General features: G+C 54.9%; 22 protein-coding genes and 1 pseudogene. 14 read left to right on the top strand and 9 right to left on the bottom strand.

Translation table 11 applies throughout. The annotated features are described in order from the left end of the window. Nucleotides 1–13 precede the first annotated feature (13 nt). The 3 genes and pseudogenes from A3L08_RS06145 (at nucleotide 14) to A3L08_RS06135 (ending at nucleotide 1,811) form a co-directional block, all read left to right on the top strand. Nucleotides 14–475 (top strand): Lrp/AsnC family transcriptional regulator, encoded by a 462-nt coding sequence (locus A3L08_RS06145; RefSeq protein WP_088854181.1) that lies wholly within the window; start codon nucleotides 14–16, stop codon nucleotides 473–475. Between the two features lie 93 nt (nucleotides 476–568). Continuing rightward, nucleotides 569–1,381, top strand: coding sequence for a hypothetical protein (locus A3L08_RS06140; protein WP_088854180.1), 813 nt, complete (start codon nucleotides 569–571; stop codon nucleotides 1,379–1,381). A gap of 83 nt (nucleotides 1,382–1,464) precedes the next feature. Beyond that, nucleotides 1,465–1,811, top strand: a pseudogene (locus tag A3L08_RS06135) (thioredoxin family protein). Here the strand turns inward: A3L08_RS06135 and A3L08_RS06130 are convergent. Together A3L08_RS06130 and A3L08_RS06125 are read right to left on the bottom strand one after the other, a co-directional pair. Next, entirely contained in the window at nucleotides 1,803–2,531 is a 729-nt protein-coding gene (locus A3L08_RS06130; protein ID WP_088854179.1) for a cytochrome C biogenesis protein CcdA, read from the bottom strand. The pseudogene A3L08_RS06135 and the gene A3L08_RS06130 sit on opposite strands and share 9 nt — an antisense overlap. 66 nt (nucleotides 2,532–2,597) lie before the next feature. Further along, on the bottom strand, nucleotides 2,598–3,140 hold the full coding sequence (locus tag A3L08_RS06125; RefSeq protein ID WP_088854178.1) for a glutaredoxin: 543 nt from the start codon (nucleotides 3,138–3,140) through the stop codon (nucleotides 2,598–2,600). A 115-nt stretch (nucleotides 3,141–3,255) separates the two neighbouring features. Here A3L08_RS06125 and A3L08_RS06120 point away from each other — a divergent pair, with 115 nt between their 5' ends. Together A3L08_RS06120 and A3L08_RS06115 are read left to right on the top strand one after the other, a co-directional pair. Next, nucleotides 3,256–3,720: a hypothetical protein gene (locus A3L08_RS06120; RefSeq protein ID WP_088854177.1), complete on the top strand. Its 465-nt coding sequence runs from the start codon at nucleotides 3,256–3,258 to the stop codon at nucleotides 3,718–3,720. Nucleotides 3,721–3,820: 100 nt separating this feature from the next. Continuing rightward, complete coding sequence (locus A3L08_RS06115; RefSeq protein ID WP_088854176.1) at nucleotides 3,821–4,096, top strand: hypothetical protein; 276 nt, start codon at nucleotides 3,821–3,823, stop codon at nucleotides 4,094–4,096. Nucleotides 4,097–4,103: 7 nt separating this feature from the next. On the opposite strand, the gene A3L08_RS06110 is transcribed toward A3L08_RS06115, so the two are convergent. Continuing rightward, nucleotides 4,104–4,571: a YbhB/YbcL family Raf kinase inhibitor-like protein gene (locus A3L08_RS06110; protein WP_088854901.1), complete on the bottom strand. Its 468-nt coding sequence runs from the start codon at nucleotides 4,569–4,571 to the stop codon at nucleotides 4,104–4,106. A gap of 174 nt (nucleotides 4,572–4,745) precedes the next feature. On the opposite strand from A3L08_RS06110, the gene A3L08_RS06105 reads away from it, so the two are divergent. The 5 genes from A3L08_RS06105 to A3L08_RS06085 are packed head-to-tail and all read left to right on the top strand — an operon-like array spanning nucleotide 4,746 to nucleotide 7,894. Further along, the gene (locus A3L08_RS06105; RefSeq protein WP_088854175.1) at nucleotides 4,746–5,468 is read left to right on the top strand and encodes an SDR family NAD(P)-dependent oxidoreductase; all 723 of its coding nucleotides are present in this window, start codon (nucleotides 4,746–4,748) and stop codon (nucleotides 5,466–5,468) included. A 36-nt stretch (nucleotides 5,469–5,504) separates the two neighbouring features. Next, nucleotides 5,505–5,966 carry a DUF2284 domain-containing protein gene (locus tag A3L08_RS06100; RefSeq protein ID WP_088854174.1) on the top strand — a complete coding sequence of 154 codons (462 nt, stop codon included), beginning with the start codon at nucleotides 5,505–5,507 and terminating at the stop codon, nucleotides 5,964–5,966. An 11-nt stretch (nucleotides 5,967–5,977) separates the two neighbouring features. Continuing rightward, nucleotides 5,978–6,430, top strand: a complete 453-nt coding sequence (locus tag A3L08_RS06095; protein ID WP_088854173.1) for a hypothetical protein — start codon at nucleotides 5,978–5,980, stop codon at nucleotides 6,428–6,430. After that, nucleotides 6,427–6,912 carry a hypothetical protein gene (locus A3L08_RS06090; RefSeq protein WP_088854172.1) on the top strand — a complete coding sequence of 162 codons (486 nt, stop codon included), beginning with the start codon at nucleotides 6,427–6,429 and terminating at the stop codon, nucleotides 6,910–6,912. The genes A3L08_RS06095 and A3L08_RS06090 overlap by 4 nt, the downstream gene beginning before the upstream one ends. Beyond that, nucleotides 6,896–7,894, top strand: a complete 999-nt coding sequence (locus A3L08_RS06085; RefSeq protein ID WP_088854171.1) for a PIN domain-containing protein — start codon at nucleotides 6,896–6,898, stop codon at nucleotides 7,892–7,894. Before A3L08_RS06090 ends, A3L08_RS06085 begins: the two co-directional genes overlap by 17 nt. Here the strand turns inward: A3L08_RS06085 and A3L08_RS06080 are convergent. The 6 genes from A3L08_RS06080 to A3L08_RS06055 all read right to left on the bottom strand — a co-directional run bounded on the left by A3L08_RS06080 (nucleotide 7,889) and on the right by A3L08_RS06055 (nucleotide 11,959). After that, nucleotides 7,889–8,191, bottom strand: coding sequence for a hypothetical protein (locus tag A3L08_RS06080; RefSeq protein WP_088854170.1), 303 nt, complete (start codon nucleotides 8,189–8,191; stop codon nucleotides 7,889–7,891). The two genes, A3L08_RS06085 and A3L08_RS06080, sit on opposite strands and share 6 nt — an antisense overlap. Further along, a complete protein-coding gene (locus A3L08_RS06075; RefSeq protein WP_088854169.1) occupies nucleotides 8,188–8,793 on the bottom strand; it encodes a hypothetical protein in 606 nt (201 codons plus the stop codon). Before A3L08_RS06075 ends, A3L08_RS06080 begins: the two co-directional genes overlap by 4 nt. A gap of 91 nt (nucleotides 8,794–8,884) precedes the next feature. Then, nucleotides 8,885–10,207, bottom strand: coding sequence for a RuvB-like helicase (locus A3L08_RS06070; RefSeq protein ID WP_088854168.1), 1,323 nt, complete (start codon nucleotides 10,205–10,207; stop codon nucleotides 8,885–8,887). A gap of 157 nt (nucleotides 10,208–10,364) precedes the next feature. Next, on the bottom strand, nucleotides 10,365–11,126 hold the full coding sequence (locus tag A3L08_RS06065) for a 7-carboxy-7-deazaguanine synthase QueE (protein ID WP_088854167.1): 762 nt from the start codon (nucleotides 11,124–11,126) through the stop codon (nucleotides 10,365–10,367). 9 nt (nucleotides 11,127–11,135) lie between these two features. Beyond that, complete coding sequence (locus tag A3L08_RS06060) at nucleotides 11,136–11,396, bottom strand: hypothetical protein (RefSeq protein ID WP_088854166.1); 261 nt, start codon at nucleotides 11,394–11,396, stop codon at nucleotides 11,136–11,138. 62 nt (nucleotides 11,397–11,458) lie between these two features. Next, a complete protein-coding gene (locus tag A3L08_RS06055; RefSeq protein WP_088854165.1) occupies nucleotides 11,459–11,959 on the bottom strand; it encodes a hypothetical protein in 501 nt (166 codons plus the stop codon). Nucleotides 11,960–12,494: 535 nt separating this feature from the next. Here A3L08_RS06055 and A3L08_RS06050 point away from each other — a divergent pair. The 4 genes from A3L08_RS06050 to pcc1 are packed head-to-tail and all read left to right on the top strand — an operon-like array spanning nucleotide 12,495 to nucleotide 13,854. After that, nucleotides 12,495–12,755: a 50S ribosomal protein L37ae gene (locus tag A3L08_RS06050; protein WP_088854164.1), complete on the top strand. Its 261-nt coding sequence runs from the start codon at nucleotides 12,495–12,497 to the stop codon at nucleotides 12,753–12,755. A 27-nt stretch (nucleotides 12,756–12,782) separates the two neighbouring features. Next, nucleotides 12,783–12,932: a DNA-directed RNA polymerase subunit P gene (locus A3L08_RS06045; protein ID WP_014788082.1), complete on the top strand. Its 150-nt coding sequence runs from the start codon at nucleotides 12,783–12,785 to the stop codon at nucleotides 12,930–12,932. A 53-nt stretch (nucleotides 12,933–12,985) separates the two neighbouring features. Further along, nucleotides 12,986–13,633, top strand: a complete 648-nt coding sequence (locus A3L08_RS06040; protein WP_088854163.1) for a ribosomal biogenesis protein — start codon at nucleotides 12,986–12,988, stop codon at nucleotides 13,631–13,633. Then, a complete protein-coding gene (pcc1, locus tag A3L08_RS06035) occupies nucleotides 13,570–13,854 on the top strand; it encodes a KEOPS complex subunit Pcc1 (protein WP_088854162.1) in 285 nt (94 codons plus the stop codon). Before A3L08_RS06040 ends, pcc1 begins: the two co-directional genes overlap by 64 nt. Nucleotides 13,855–13,963: the final 109 nt, after the last annotated feature.

The following is a 13,963-nucleotide window of genomic DNA, read 5'->3' as shown; positions in this document are numbered from 1 at the left end:
TCGAGGTGATATAATGCGGAATCAGGGAAAGCTTGACGGCCTCGACAGGATGATACTCCATATCCTCCAAGAGGACGGGAGGGCAAGCTACTCGGAGATAGCGAGAAGGCTGAAGGTGCCGGAATCAACGGTCAGGCTCAGGGTGAAGAAGCTGGTCGAGAGCGGAGTCATAAGAAAGTTTGCTGCCCTGATAAACCCGTTCAAAGCAGGCTATTCGATAGTCGCGTTCATAGCGGTCGACGTAGAGCCAAGCAGGGTGAAGAATGCCGCTGAGGAGCTGAGCAAGCTCCCTGAAGTGGACGTCCTCGGCATAGCCACGGGGGCACACGACATCCTCATGCAGGTTACAGTTAGGGACCTCTACGAGCTTGAGAACTTTCTCATCGAAAAATTGGGGAAGGTAGAAGGGATAAGGAGCACAGAAACCTCTATATTGACCAGTGTCCGCAAGTGGGGCTTCGCGAGAGTGTTTTGAGGCCCCTTTGGTTTTTGGGCTCCCTAAGGCTTCTCGGTTCCTCTAAGGGAAGGTTTAATACCTTTCGACACCCATTTTATCCTGGTGATCCAGATGAAAAGGGCACTCGTCACTTTAACGCCCCCGGAAAGCAAGCGCCTCATAGCGAAAGCCGTCGCCGCCATGCCCGAGGTTCAGCACGCCCTCAAGCACGGCTTCGTTTACGTCGCCACGGGGACAACTGCCGCCTATGTGGCCGAGGAGCTCCTCGGAGAGAAGATAGAGAAGGAGAAGTGGACAGTTGGGATTATAAGCAAAGGAAGAACCTGCGTTACGCCAAAGGCAACATGGCCGAAGCACCTCGTCCTCTATAAGGGCGAGCCCTTTGACGACCCCCTCGAGGCGCTCAAACGGATGGGGCCGAAGGATGTGTTCATCAAGGGGGCCAACGCGATAGACATCAACTGGAACGTGGCTGTCTTTGCTGCCGCTCCAGACGGCGGGACGATAGGCAAGACCTTCGGGTGGACGATAACGAAAGGGGTCTTCACGATAACGCCGGTGAGCCTTGAGAAGTTCGTGCCGACACCGGTAGAAGAGAGCGCGAAGCTGACCGGCATATACTCCTTCGACTGGGGGACGGGGCTTTACGCGGCGCTCGTGCCGATACCCCACGCCCACCCTGTGACCGAGGTTGAGGCCTACAGGATACTCGCGGGGGTTGAGGCGATTCCGATAGCCGCTGGCGGCGCTGGAGGGGCTGAGGGGAGCGTGACCCTCGTCCTTGAGGGGGAAGATGAGGCAATGGAAAAGGCCAAGGAAATAACGAAATCCATCAAGGGTGAGCCATATCTCAAGCCCTACACCGAGGACTGCTCCATCTGCCCCTTCGCAAACATCTGCGGCCTTGGAGGGGGCGATTTTTGATTCTCTTTTCTCTCTTTTCTATGAACTCTCCATCAAAGATGAATTTTTAAACCTCCGTTTTGCTCCCCCATTCGGGTGAGAGGATGGACGAGCTGGAGATGATAAGGAGAAAGAAGATGCTCGAGCTCATGAATGGGCCGCAATGATTGAGGTCAAACCCCGGGAGCCAAAGGTCGTCATGGAGGTCATAACCCCAGGTTGCCCCTACTGCCCAATGGCGGTCGTGATGGCCAGGGAGCCGGAGAGAAAGTAAGAGAGGGTCGTTGCGAGAGAGCTCAGCGTCGCAACCCTGGAGGGACAGAGGAAGGTGGTGGAGCACAACATCCTCGGAACACCCACGGTTCTCATAGACAATCGGATGGAGTTCATAGGCGTCCCGAACTTCGTGGAGTTTGAGAGGAAGGTGAGGGAAAGGCTCAGCTCAAAGTGAGACTCCCGTTAGAACCCAGATTCCAATGGCTATCAGCAGTATCCCTGCTATAACGGAGAGCTCCCTGCTGTGCCTCACCATAGCCTGAGAGAACCTCTTGCTCTCCGTCACACTGCCCATAGCCACGAGTATCATGACCAGCGGCAGGACGAAGATCAAGTTGTAAAGCCCCAGCAGGAGAAACGCCATAGCCCTGCTGGTGTGGGCGATTATCGTGGCGTAGACGAGGTAGCTGCCGGCCGAGCAGGGGAGGAGCGTGGTTGAGACAACTATGCCGAGGAGAAACGCGCCGGCGAGCGTCGCGTCGCTGCTGAATATCTTTCTCCGGACCTTGCTCTTTCCCCCAACCCTCGATCTCTCCATCAGCCCTGTGGCTATTGTGTACAGGCCGAAGGCCACCGCGAAGACTCCTGCGGCCCAAAGGGGGATATAAGACCCGAGGTACAGCAGACCGACGCCGAGGAGGTAGTAGGAGATGTAGACTGCCACTACGAAGGACATACCCACAAGGTAAAGCCGTCTGCGCGAGATTTCCCTGACGGAGAGGGCTATGAGGAGCATGGTGTATATGACAAAGGTGCAGGGGTTTATCGAGTCCGTCAGCGCCAGCGTGAAGAACGTCGGCAGAAAACTCACCATATCCAGCGCCCAGAGCGCCAGTGAGCTTATCCCGAAGGACACAAGAAGTATTATTGCCAGGCCTTTGAGCTCGCTCCTCATGATGAAAAGTATGCCGAGCCCTTTTTCTGCGTTTCTAAAACAAAAGGTTGAGAACAGGAGGTTCTATCATCCGGTTTCGTTTTCAGGGAGCCTGTGCTCGATGTATATGGCCTTTAAGGTGCTTATTATAGTCTGGTTCTTGAGCAGGTAGGCCTTGCCGCCGACGAAGAGTACCACCGCCCTGTTCTCCATCGAGGTGTATATTATTTTGGGTGTGGCGGAGACGTTGTATTCGCCCTCAATGATGGCCGTAAGGTTCCCACCGTAGGCTATGGCTATCGCGGGGACACCGCTTATCCCGGTGTAGGTGTACTGCGTCTCAAAGAGCTTCATGTTCGTCTCGTTGTTCATGAGCTCGTAGTATGTCAGGCTGTCATTGCCGTAGACCTTGGGTATCTCCTCCTTCATTGCCCTGCAGTGGGGGCAGGTCTTCAGGCCGTACATGTAGAAGTGTATCTGATTGAGATAGATCTTCGTCCCGTTGATGACCACGTACTCGGGGCCCGTTGAGGTCGTCTGGGACTGTGTGGAAGTGTTTGAATTCGAGATGCAGCCCGCCGCAAAACCGATGAGGAGCATGAGCAAAAGCACCATTCCAAGTTTTTTCATCCATATCACCTCTTAGAGGTTCTCGGCATGGGTTATAAACCCTGCTCCTTGGAGCGGCAAAATAATAGAACAGAAGCCTTAAATCCAGGGGGATGAAATAACCTTGGGGGTCACCATGCAGGAATGGTACCGTTCCCGGGCTCTCTACGAGGCCGTCATGAAGCTGGTCGAATCCGGGAAGATAAACGAAGCCCTCGCCATGGCGGACGGAATACCCGACAGAGTGATACGCTCGAAGGCTTTCTCGAACATAGCGGTCGAGGTTGCAAAGTCCGGGAGGGATTATTCAGACGCGCTGGAGAGGGCTATAAAGGCCGCCCTCGACATAGATAGCAGGGAAGAGAGCACAAAGGCGCTCATGAGTCTGGCCTTCGAATTCCTGAACATGGGCAACCCGGAGGAGGCGCTTCGCATAGCGGGCTACATAACGGACCTCTCGAACAAGTCCAAGGTCGAGGCCGAGGTGGCACTGGCCCTCGCGAAGAGGGGGAACGTCTCAGAGGCAATGGAGATAATCAACGGCATAATGGACGATGACGTGAAGACCTGGACCATGTCGCGGCTCGCAAGCCAGCTTTAGCTTAAACCTGTCTATTTTCTCCTTTCAGCACCATGGTTTTAACACTAACCACGCCACAAGGCTTTTTTATGCCCCCTCGTTCCCCGTCCGGGTGAGAGAAATGAACGGTGGAGAGATAATAGGACTCATTGGAATGCTATTGCTGGTCGGTTCATGGGTTCCCCAGACCCTGGAGACCGTGAGAAAGAGGCACTGCCCGCTGAACCTAGAGTTCATCGTGATATATGTGACCGCGGCGAGCATGCTGACAGTGTACTCCTACATAATCGGGGACTGGATATTCTTCACGCTGAACTTCCTGTCGGCGCTCCAGAGTGCGATAAACCTCGTGGTAAAGCTCATGGAACTGAAGGGAAAGATAAAATCCTCCCATTAAGGGAGAATCACTTCCTCTCGTAGAGCCCCACCAGTTCTCCCATCTGAATGATGTGGCCTTCCATGGCCTTTTCCAGTTCTTTTCTGCTCGTCCCGGGATCGAGCTCAAGAACCGTGTCTAGGGCGTAGATCTTGAAGTGATAGTGGTGGACGCCGTGCCCCTTCGGGGGGCAGGGACCGCCGTAGCCGATCTTTCCGAAGTCGTTCCTTCCCTGAACCATCCTCACGGGAGCCTCTACGACGCCCTTCGGAGGAACGCCCTTCGGAATCTCCCCGAGCGGCGGGATGTTCCACGCTATCCAGTGGGTGAACGTACCCATTGGCGCATCCGGGTCGTCCATTATGATGACGAGGCTCTTCACGTTGGGGTCGATGTGCCCGATGAATATCGGTGGGTTCACATCTTCCCCGTCGCAAGTGAACTCGACGGGTATGTAGTCACCGTCGTGAAATACCGAACCTATCTCCAAATCCATCCTAACCCCTCCTTTCTCCTTCTCCGACCCAATGCAGCCGGAGACCACCATCCCAAAGGCCAAGAGCAGCACTACCAGGACACGCTTCATATGAATAGATGGTTTTTCAAACGTAAAAATATTTCGGCGTTAGGCTTTATTAACCGAAGGGCATAAGTTTAACCGGTGGTTCCCATGGAGCTGGCCGGAAAGGTTGCCCTCGTTACCGGAGCTGGGAGAGGAATAGGGAGGGCCATAGCGGTTGCCCTTGCCCGGAAGGGGGCAAACGTGGCTGTAAACTACGCCCACAGCGCGGAAGGGGCCTGGAAAACCGTCGAGCTCTGCCGTTCCCACGGCGTCGATGCCATCGCAGTTAAGGCGGACGTTAGCAACCGGGAGGAAGTCAGGAAGATGGTGGAGGAGGTCGTTGGGCACTTTGGGAGGATAGACATACTGGTGAACAACGCCGGTATACTCGGGAAGGCCCTGAGGCCGATGGAAGTTACCGATGAGGACTGGGACGCGGTTCTTGGAGTAAACCTCAAGGGGGCCTTCATAGTGACGCAGGAAGTTCTGAGGTACATGAAGAAGGGCAAGATAGTCAACATAGCCTCCATAGCCGGGAAGGATGGAGGAACCGTTGGGCCCCACTACGCAGCCTCGAAGGGCGGCCTCATAGCCCTCACCTTCAACCTCGCGAGGCACCTGGCGCCGGACATACTCGTCAACGCTGTCGCTCCCGGCCCGGTAGACACCGAGCTAATAAGCCCCGACATAAAGGAGAAGCTCAAGAAACTGTCCCTGACGGGGGAGATAGCCAAGCCGGAGGAGATAGCCCACGCGGTGATTTTCCTGCTGGAGAACGACCACATAACCGGAGAACTCATAGACGTCAACGGTGGAAGGCTCATGGATTGATTTTTAAGGATTCTTTCCTTCTCTTCTTGATGCCCCATGAGAGTGCTCTGGGAAAGGGAGATTGACGCCTCGGAAATAGTCGTCTCGCCGAGGCCCGTCTGGAAGTGCCGCGCCTGTCCGATGTACGGTAAGAGACCGAGCTGCCCGCCCTATGCTCCCAACTGGAGGGAGGCGAAGGACTGGGTGGGACACTTCAGGAGGGCCTTTCTGATAAAGTTCGAGATAGACATGGAGAACTTCGAGGGGGAAAAGAGGAAGGCACTCCTTTATCTGCTCAAAAGGGAGGAGGAACTGTTCAAGGAGGGCCACATGTACGCGATGGCGCTCTTCCCCGGCAGCTGCAACCTCTGCGACGACTGCCCCTTTGAGCACGGTCAAGCATGCAGGTTCCCGACCACGGTGAGACCGAGCATCAACGCGATCGGAATAGAGATAGGCAAGTTGGTGAAAATCGACTTCTCCGAAAGCGTTTTGTACGGGATGGTGCTAATAAACTAACGGTGCGGAACGTGAAAGAGAACATCACCCCCGCCCAGATGAAGTGGGGGGTTTCCCTCATAATGACCCTTGCCTATGCCTTTGGGGCGGCCTACTTCTACTACCTCCCCTCGAGAGGGGAGCCCGGCCTTGAGGTGGGGTTCTGGCAGCTGCTGCTCCATTTCCTTGTCCTGAGCTTCCTCTTCTGGCTGGTTCTAATCCCTGAGGGGAGTTCCGCGAAAGCTGCTGATTTGCTAATGCTGACAGTTTTAACGGTTCCTGCTGGGGTGGCGGGAGCTTTAATCTCCCTCTTCGCCGTGACGGGGATCGGGATAGGAGAGACCCGGGGGTTGGAATACTTAGTCATGGCCCTCATACCCTACACACTCGCATACAAGGCGGTTCTGGGAAAGGCCGGCTGGAGGCCAGCTATCCTCGCAGCCACCTACTGGATTATTACTTACCTCTGGGGGAGTTTAACATGACGAAGGTTGCTTACATAACCCTGCTGGGCCGCTTTCCGTGGGCGGTCGTGAACACTTATTACAAGCTTTTAACGATGGGCAAGAAGGCGGACAGGATATACGTCTTCACGGAGGAGAGGTACAAAGACAACCTACCCAAGGTGGTGAAGGCCCTCGAGACAATTTCAAAGGCATACAACTTAGATCCGATCATAGAGACGGAAGTAGTGCCCAACTACGGCTTCTTCGTGGCGGATAAGAAGTTTCGAGAGCTATTCTCAAGGCTGGAGCGGGAAGGCTACAGGATAGGGCTGGACATAACCTCTGGGAGAAAGGCGCTTGTAGCGGCAGCGATAGTCCAGGTAAGGAAGTTCCCCGTGGAGTTCATAGTCTACATGGGGCTCCTCGATCCGGACTTCCCGGACAGGCCCTACATGATGATACCGACCCACATGCAGCCGATTAAGAACTTCCTCGGTGATGGGGATGTGGGGAACCAGTGAGGTCATAGAGAAGCCTGAACTCCAGATACTGCTCAACCTTCTGCCCGAGATAAGGGTGAGCTATCCTCTCTACGGCCTCCAGCTACTGAGGGCAAAGCCAATAGAGACCGGCTACAGGGTCAGCGTGACAGTGAACCGACACGAATTCAACGAAAGGGTTCCGGAGCGCCTTTCAAACGAGCTTCCAACGTACACGGACTTCTACGAGTGCTTCATATCCTCCGGCATAATCCGCTACGAGAACGTTGATGAGTTCGCTCAGAACCTTGAGCTTTATGAGAGGCTGAAGAAGGGCGTTGTCTTCGCCCCAGATACGAACCTCTTCTACCACCGCTTCATTTCCTCGTTCCGGCCCCTCAACGGCTACCAGATAGTCGTCGCCGAGGGCGTGAAGAAGGAGATAGAGGACGCGATGAACTACAAGTACAGGAACAAACAGCTGGATGATATGAGGCGCGAGGTAAGAAACGCCGCCCTCCTGAGGGAGTTCAGCAACAGGAGGACGAAGAAGAGCCGGAAGGCGGCATACATAGCCCTTAAGGAGTTTGAGGCCCTGAAGAGCAGGATAATCATAGCCGAGAGCGTCAATGAGCCTGCCCACAACAACGACGAGATAATCGTGAAAAGTCTGAAGCGCTACGACAGGATGACGCCGACGCTCCTGGTTTTCCTGACCGCTGACATAGCTGTTACAGATGTCGCCGAGATGGAGGGGCTGGAGTACTTCCTGTTCAAATACCCGAGGGAGAAGCTCGGACGGCACGATGTCTCTGCCTACCAGCTGAGGACGCTCCTCTTCAACCTCGCGGCGGTCTTCGGCGTCATCGAGGTCAACGGGATTCTAATATTCGGGGAGTTCAGGGGGAAGCAGGGGCTGAACGAGCTCAAGGTGGTCTTTCCTGCCGAGAGCAGAACCTACCACGAGTTCGAGTTCCACCTCAAGCTGAGCAGGAAGCTGATGGAGATAATGGGGGGCTTATGAACCCCTCACTTTCAACTTAAAGAACGCTGCGGTGAACTCAAGGAGGAAGAGCGAGAACGCCTCAACAACGGCGAGCACCCTAAACAGCTCCTCTTCTAAGACTATCAGTGCAGAGGACGTCACCAGACCAACAACTACCAGCTCTTCAGCCTCTTTTGACTCCCCACCGCATCTGTATTCCAGAAGGAACGTCCCCCAGTTAAGGAGCGTTACAACCAAGGCCGGAAGTGTGAGGCTCCAGAAGAGGTAAGCCGCCAGGAAGAGGCGGAACGGAACTGCCCAGTAGAGCCGCCTCATGACGTATTCCCCTCGAGTATTAGACCGTCCCTGCTGATCTCGAGGTTCTCCGGTTCCTTAACGATCACGAAGTCATAGTGGCCGGGTTCCACAACGTCGACCACCAGCGTCAGACTGTCGACTTTGAGGAGCCTGCTGCCATTTGCACCGCCGAGGTATTCCTCACTCCATTCTCCGAAGGATCCAACGCTCCTCGTCGGGCGGACGGTGAGAACCGACCGATAGCTGTGCCCCATGTACCTAACGCTGACGGGTATGCCCTCGGCATAGGGGACGTAGGTGGTTCCGTTAACAGGGTGCGCGTTTATGATTATCTCAAAACCGTCCGGGTCAAAGGGAGGGGTAACCTTTAGGGCATAGGTGGTTATGCTGGCGTTCATCTCCCCGACGACCTTTGCTTCAAAGCTATAGAGGGTAGCGTTAACATTCGAGAAATAGTCCTCAACCTCGTCCGCTATTGTGGAGGGCACCACCATCCCCCCTGAGAAGGTACCGTTGACCTGAACGTAAGTGACTGAGGGGCCTGTCCCCCACAGGAGTCCCAGAATCGCCAGTGCGGCCGGAAACGTGAAGAGGGCTTTCCAAGGTGGAGTCTTCCCCATATTCCCACCGACAGAGGTTAAAACACCAAAACTTAAAAAGGTTGTGGGCTGAATTCGTAGGGCTGACAATGAAGAAAAGGGGGAGAACCGTTTACTGCAGCATTCCCTCGAGCTTCTCCACAAACTCAGTGCTCCTCCTGAGGTCGGCGAAGTACTCTTTGGCCTTCTCAACGTGCTCCCTCTCAACTCTTCCGCCCCTGGCCAAGACGCTCGCCGGTGCCAGGAGCTGGACTGCATAGCGCAGGCTGGTCTTCTCGCCGAGTTCAGCCAGATACTCTATCGCCTCATCGCTGACCTCTATCTTCTCCTCCTTTGCGCGGATTTTGACGATCTCGCGTATCTCCTCTTTCTTGTAAGGCTCAGTGTTGATGATCAGCAGCCTGTCAAGCATGTCGATAGGCATTCCGTGCGGGGCTTCAATGTCGGTTCCCCTTATCTTTGTCCTTCCACGGTTGGTTGCCAGGATAAGTATCGGTGCCAGCTCGCTCTCCATAGCCCTCGCGAGGAATGAGAACGCCTCAATGTCGAGCATGTGGACCTCATCGATGAAGAGAACTCCCGGGACGAGCGTGGCCTTGCCTTCCTCGATCCACTGCTTGACCATCTCATCAACGCGCTGCCTTATCTCGTCGCTTATCTCCGCGCCGGTGCTGAAGAGCAGGCCGAAGATGTTTCCGCGGGCGTTGGCAACGTCCAAGTCGTGAAGGGTAACTGTGTAGGTGAACTCCTTTATCTTGAGCACCGGCCCGCTCGGAAGGTTGACCTTCCTCTTGAAGAAAAGCCCCTCTTCTTCCTTCGTGGTGCCGACCTTGGAGATCCTGCCGGTTTCGGCGTCGATCTGTATGACGTCGCCCTCCTCTACACCAAGCTCCATGAGCTGGTAGGCTATCTCCCTGCCGGCCCTGACGGTCTTCTCGTCGTCTTTCGTGCGGAGGGTTATGAGAACGCTCTCTGGAACCTCGACATAGGGGTTGAACGGGTGCTTCGTCTTGTTGATCTTGACCTCCTTGACCTCGCCCTCGTAGACTTTCCTCTCCTCGCTTATCCTGACACCTATGGCCCTCCTGAGGGCCTCCTTGAGGAATTCGGTCTTGTTTATCTCAGCTGAATAAATCTCACTGCCCGCTATCTGGACGAAGGGGACGTCCTCACCAAGCTCCCTCGCTATGCCCATAGCGATGGCAGTTTTACCACTGCCGGTCGGGCCGACGAGGAGGATTCCCTTTCCGGCGAGCTTGCCGCGCTTGATGAGCTCGACCGCTATTCCAGCCGCTTCCCTCGCCTTGACCTGTCCGACCATGCCGTCGGCCATGAAAAGGGCCTTCCCGTTCTCGTCGAGTCCAAGGCCCTTTATGTGGGAGTGGCTTCCAATCCTCTCAAAGGTCCTCTTCGCAACCTCCTCGATGACCGGCATGGACTCACCCCCAGCGCTTAATCTTTCCGAAGGTTACTAAAAGAGGAGGATTTAAAAATTTGACGGAGGCTCAGGCCGTCGATCCCGGGCATCACTCACCCCAAAGGCCAATGTCATCATCGCCAGGAGGAGTTGGAAAAGGGGCTTAAAAACCCTCTCAAAGAACGTTGAGGTACTTATGCACCTGGAAGCTCAGGCCGACGTTCTTCCTGCCCATTATCCTGGCCGCCTCGCCGTAGAACTCCATAAGCCTCTCTTGGGGGACATCGATTGGCTCCCTCGGCTGGATGACGAGCGGGGCCAATCCATTTAACAGTTCCGCGTACCAGCGGACGTTTTCGAGCTTCGTTTCGGAAGTAACGACGAGCTTGGCGTAGGTCTTCGCGCCGGCTTCCTTCAGGATTCTTATGCTCTCGACCTCCCTAAGAACGAGGTCTTTCCAGTCATCTGTTGCTCCGGCACTCTCGTCCTTTATGTCCACACTCGCGTAGTTGACGAGGTGAGCGACCTCTTTAATCAGCTCCGGAAGGCCGCCGTGGGTTTCAAGAAAGTTGTCAAAGCCCAGCTCCTTCATGCGTTCCATGAGGGCCTTCAGCGGCTTCACTTGGAGGGTCGGCTCGCCGCCGGTGTAGCTTATCGAGTGTATGTCCCCCGTATCAAGCCTCAGAACGGCGTCAACGACTTCATCAACGCTCGCAGGGTTTGGCCTGTACTCGAACTTCCCTGTGAAAGGCTCGACCTCGTAGCGCCAGCGGGAGACGCGGGATGCATCGATGTACTCCTTGGAGTCGCACCACTGGCAATGAAGGTCGCAGCCGGCGAATCTGACAAAAATCTGCCTTCTCCCAAAGGCACTCCCTTCAACGCTTCCCCCTTCGCCCTGCCAGCTGTTGAAGACCTCGGCCATTATGAGCCTCACTCTACCACCTCACAGTTCCTCCACGTTAAGCCCCTTTACCCTATCGCTCACAAAACCCTCGAGTACCTCGACCTTAACGCTCCTGTCCTCGCCGGTCATGTCCGCCATGAGTTGAACCGCCCTTGCATAGTCCCAGAGGCGCCTTTTGGCCTCGGCAGTGACGCTCTCAGCCATCACTATAAGCTCCCGTTCCTCCGGGTGAGTGCTCATCCACTCCACCACTTTCCTCGCGTCCTCCTCCGTAAAGACGCCCCTCTTCTTGAAGAGCACGTTCTCACCCCCAATTAAGTAATCACATAATTACCGAATTGCAGGTTTAAGCACTTGTCCAATTACACATATCTCATCAGCAGCTCGACGGCCTCCTCGAATATCTCCCTGTCCCTCCCGTCAAGGACGCTCTCAAGGTAGTGGAGGTTGGCGATGTTGAGGATTATGTAGGCCGTGTTCCTGTCCAGACCGAGGTCGTAGGCCTCGTAGTAAACGCGCTCCTCTCCCAAAGCCTCGTTGAGCATCTCGACGAAGTAGGCTATGTCCTCAACGCGGAGCTCGTCCCACTTGCTCTCCATCTCGTCGAAGTAGCGCTCCATAACGCGGAGAGTTTCGAGGTCGACCTTCAGGGTGCCCTCGAAGTAGGGGAACTCACCAACACGGAATATCTTTATGCCTTCCTCGTCACGAACCCCAACGTAGTCCCACAGAAGAACACCCTCGATGGGGTTGTGGCCGTACTTGCTCGCCAGGTAGGAGAAGCGCTCCATAGCCGCACTCATGTCGTCGAGGAACTCCTCTTCATCGTGAAAGTGGATTATCTTGCTTACCGTTCCAGTCATCTTTCGCACCATTAGGGGGTTGGGTTAAGGGTTATAAGGCTTTGCGAGTAAGGCCAAACGCCCGACGAGTATTGGGTTGCGATGACGTCGGGACCCCCAGGGGGCCGACATCCTCAATGGCCCCCTTTCAGTCCTTTGCTTCGCATGTTGAGACACGGTCTCAACACGTCGGGAAGCTTAGCTTCCCACGAAGCGCTGGCGGAAAATTATGTACTTTCTTATAATGTCCAAATTTTGGAAGGGGTTTTACTCACTTGCCCCTTTGGTGAGTGTTTCGCTGCACAAACGGCGTCCAAAGGACGCCAAAGATATAAGTGGAAACAGTGGAAACCAAAAGATGAAGTAGGCGTGCATAACAGAGAACCCACAGAAAGCTTTAAATTCTCGGGGTGCACGCACCCGGTTTGGAGTTTAAATGGCCTAAATCCCTTTGGTCAAGCTTTGCGTCAGCAAAGCTTGTTATGCAAAGGTTTATAAAACGTCTCCGGAAACACTTTCCAGTCGTGAAAATCGCTGATAATTAGGGGTGATGCTCATGGGAAGGACTACTAAGGTCGGTTCCGCTGGAAGGTTCGGTCCGAGGTATGGTCTCAAGATAAGGAGAAGGGTTGCGGCCGTTGAGGCCAAGATGAAGCAGAAGCACGTCTGCCCGGTCTGCGGAAGGAATGCCGTCCGGAGGATAAGCACAGGAATCTGGCAGTGCCAGAAGTGCGGTGCCACCTTTGCCGGCGGTGCCTACCTGCCGACCACTCCGGCAGGCAAGGTCGCCAAGCGCGTTACGGCCTCCAAGGCCTGATCCCTTCCTTCTATTCAGGTGATAGTTATGGTGATGGCCGTTTACCGCTGTGCAAAGTGCGGAAGGGAGGTCGAACTCGACCTCGAGAACACCAGGGAGGTTCGCTGCCCCTACTGCGGCAGCAAGATACTCTACAAGCCCAGGCCAAGGGTGGCCAGGCGCGTTAAGGCCATCTGATTCTTTCGTTTCGAAAGCTTTTTAGTGAGCAAAGCGGGTTTTGAGTGAGGGCTATGATGCTGATAACGACTTCCCACCGACCGACGAGGAGGACGAGGAGCTTCGGCCACGATCTGGAGAAGGTCTTCCCCAATTCGCTCTACTTAACCAGGGGAAAGAAGACCGTCCAGGACCTTCTCATGGAGGCCTACGACAGGAACTACGAGCGTCTTCTGATAGTCAACGTCTGGAAGGGGAACCCGCTCAAGATGACGTTCATCAAGGTCGACCCCGAGGACTGGGGCTACATGGGCTACCTCTATCTCCACGGCATAAAGCTCCAGCGCGAGATGGGGTACAGGGATATAAGGCCCATCCGTGAGGAGATGCCTTTCGTGGTTACAACTGCAAAGCGCGTTGGGCTCGACCACGTCGCCTTTGCCCAGGCCTTTGCAGAACTCACCGGCGGAACATTCGTCCCGAGACGGGAGCGCTCCCTTCACGGCATAGCCGACAGGTACAACACGGACGTCCTCGGCGTTATCGAGAGGCACCCGCGCGGGATGGCGGTCAACTTCTATCGCTTCGATGTTGATAAGGAGAACCCGGTCGGCCCGCTCATAAGCGTCAAGATATGGATAATGGAGGACGGTCGGAGATGGGACTACAAGGAGGCCTTGGGGATAAAGGCGCAGAGGAGACCTGGCCCATCGAGGGAGTGATAGAGCTTTCTTTTCCGGACGAAGAGACCGCCAGGGTCGTTTACGAGAGCGTTCTCTACGAGCACGAGAGCGTTCCTTACAGGAGGAGCAGGATTGAGTTTCTGAGGGATGGAAAAAAGGTAGTAATCCGCTTTTTAGCAAAGGACAACTCCGCCCTTAGAGGAACGCTGAACTCGTATCTCCGGTGGATTAAAGTGGCTATAGATTCGCTGGAAGTTTAGTTTTTTGGTCGTTGGATGCATCGGTTTGCAGTGGATAACTTTGCATTGGGTTCCCCCGATTTCTGACGGCCCTTCACACACCTATCGAAAGAACAGATCTTATAAGAGA

Source organism: Thermococcus pacificus (assembly GCF_002214485.1).
GTDB classification, from domain to species: Archaea; Methanobacteriota_B; Thermococci; order Thermococcales; family Thermococcaceae; genus Thermococcus; species Thermococcus pacificus.
Note: the sequence above shows the minus strand (reverse complement) of the source record. Positions and strands in the feature narration are given on the sequence as shown.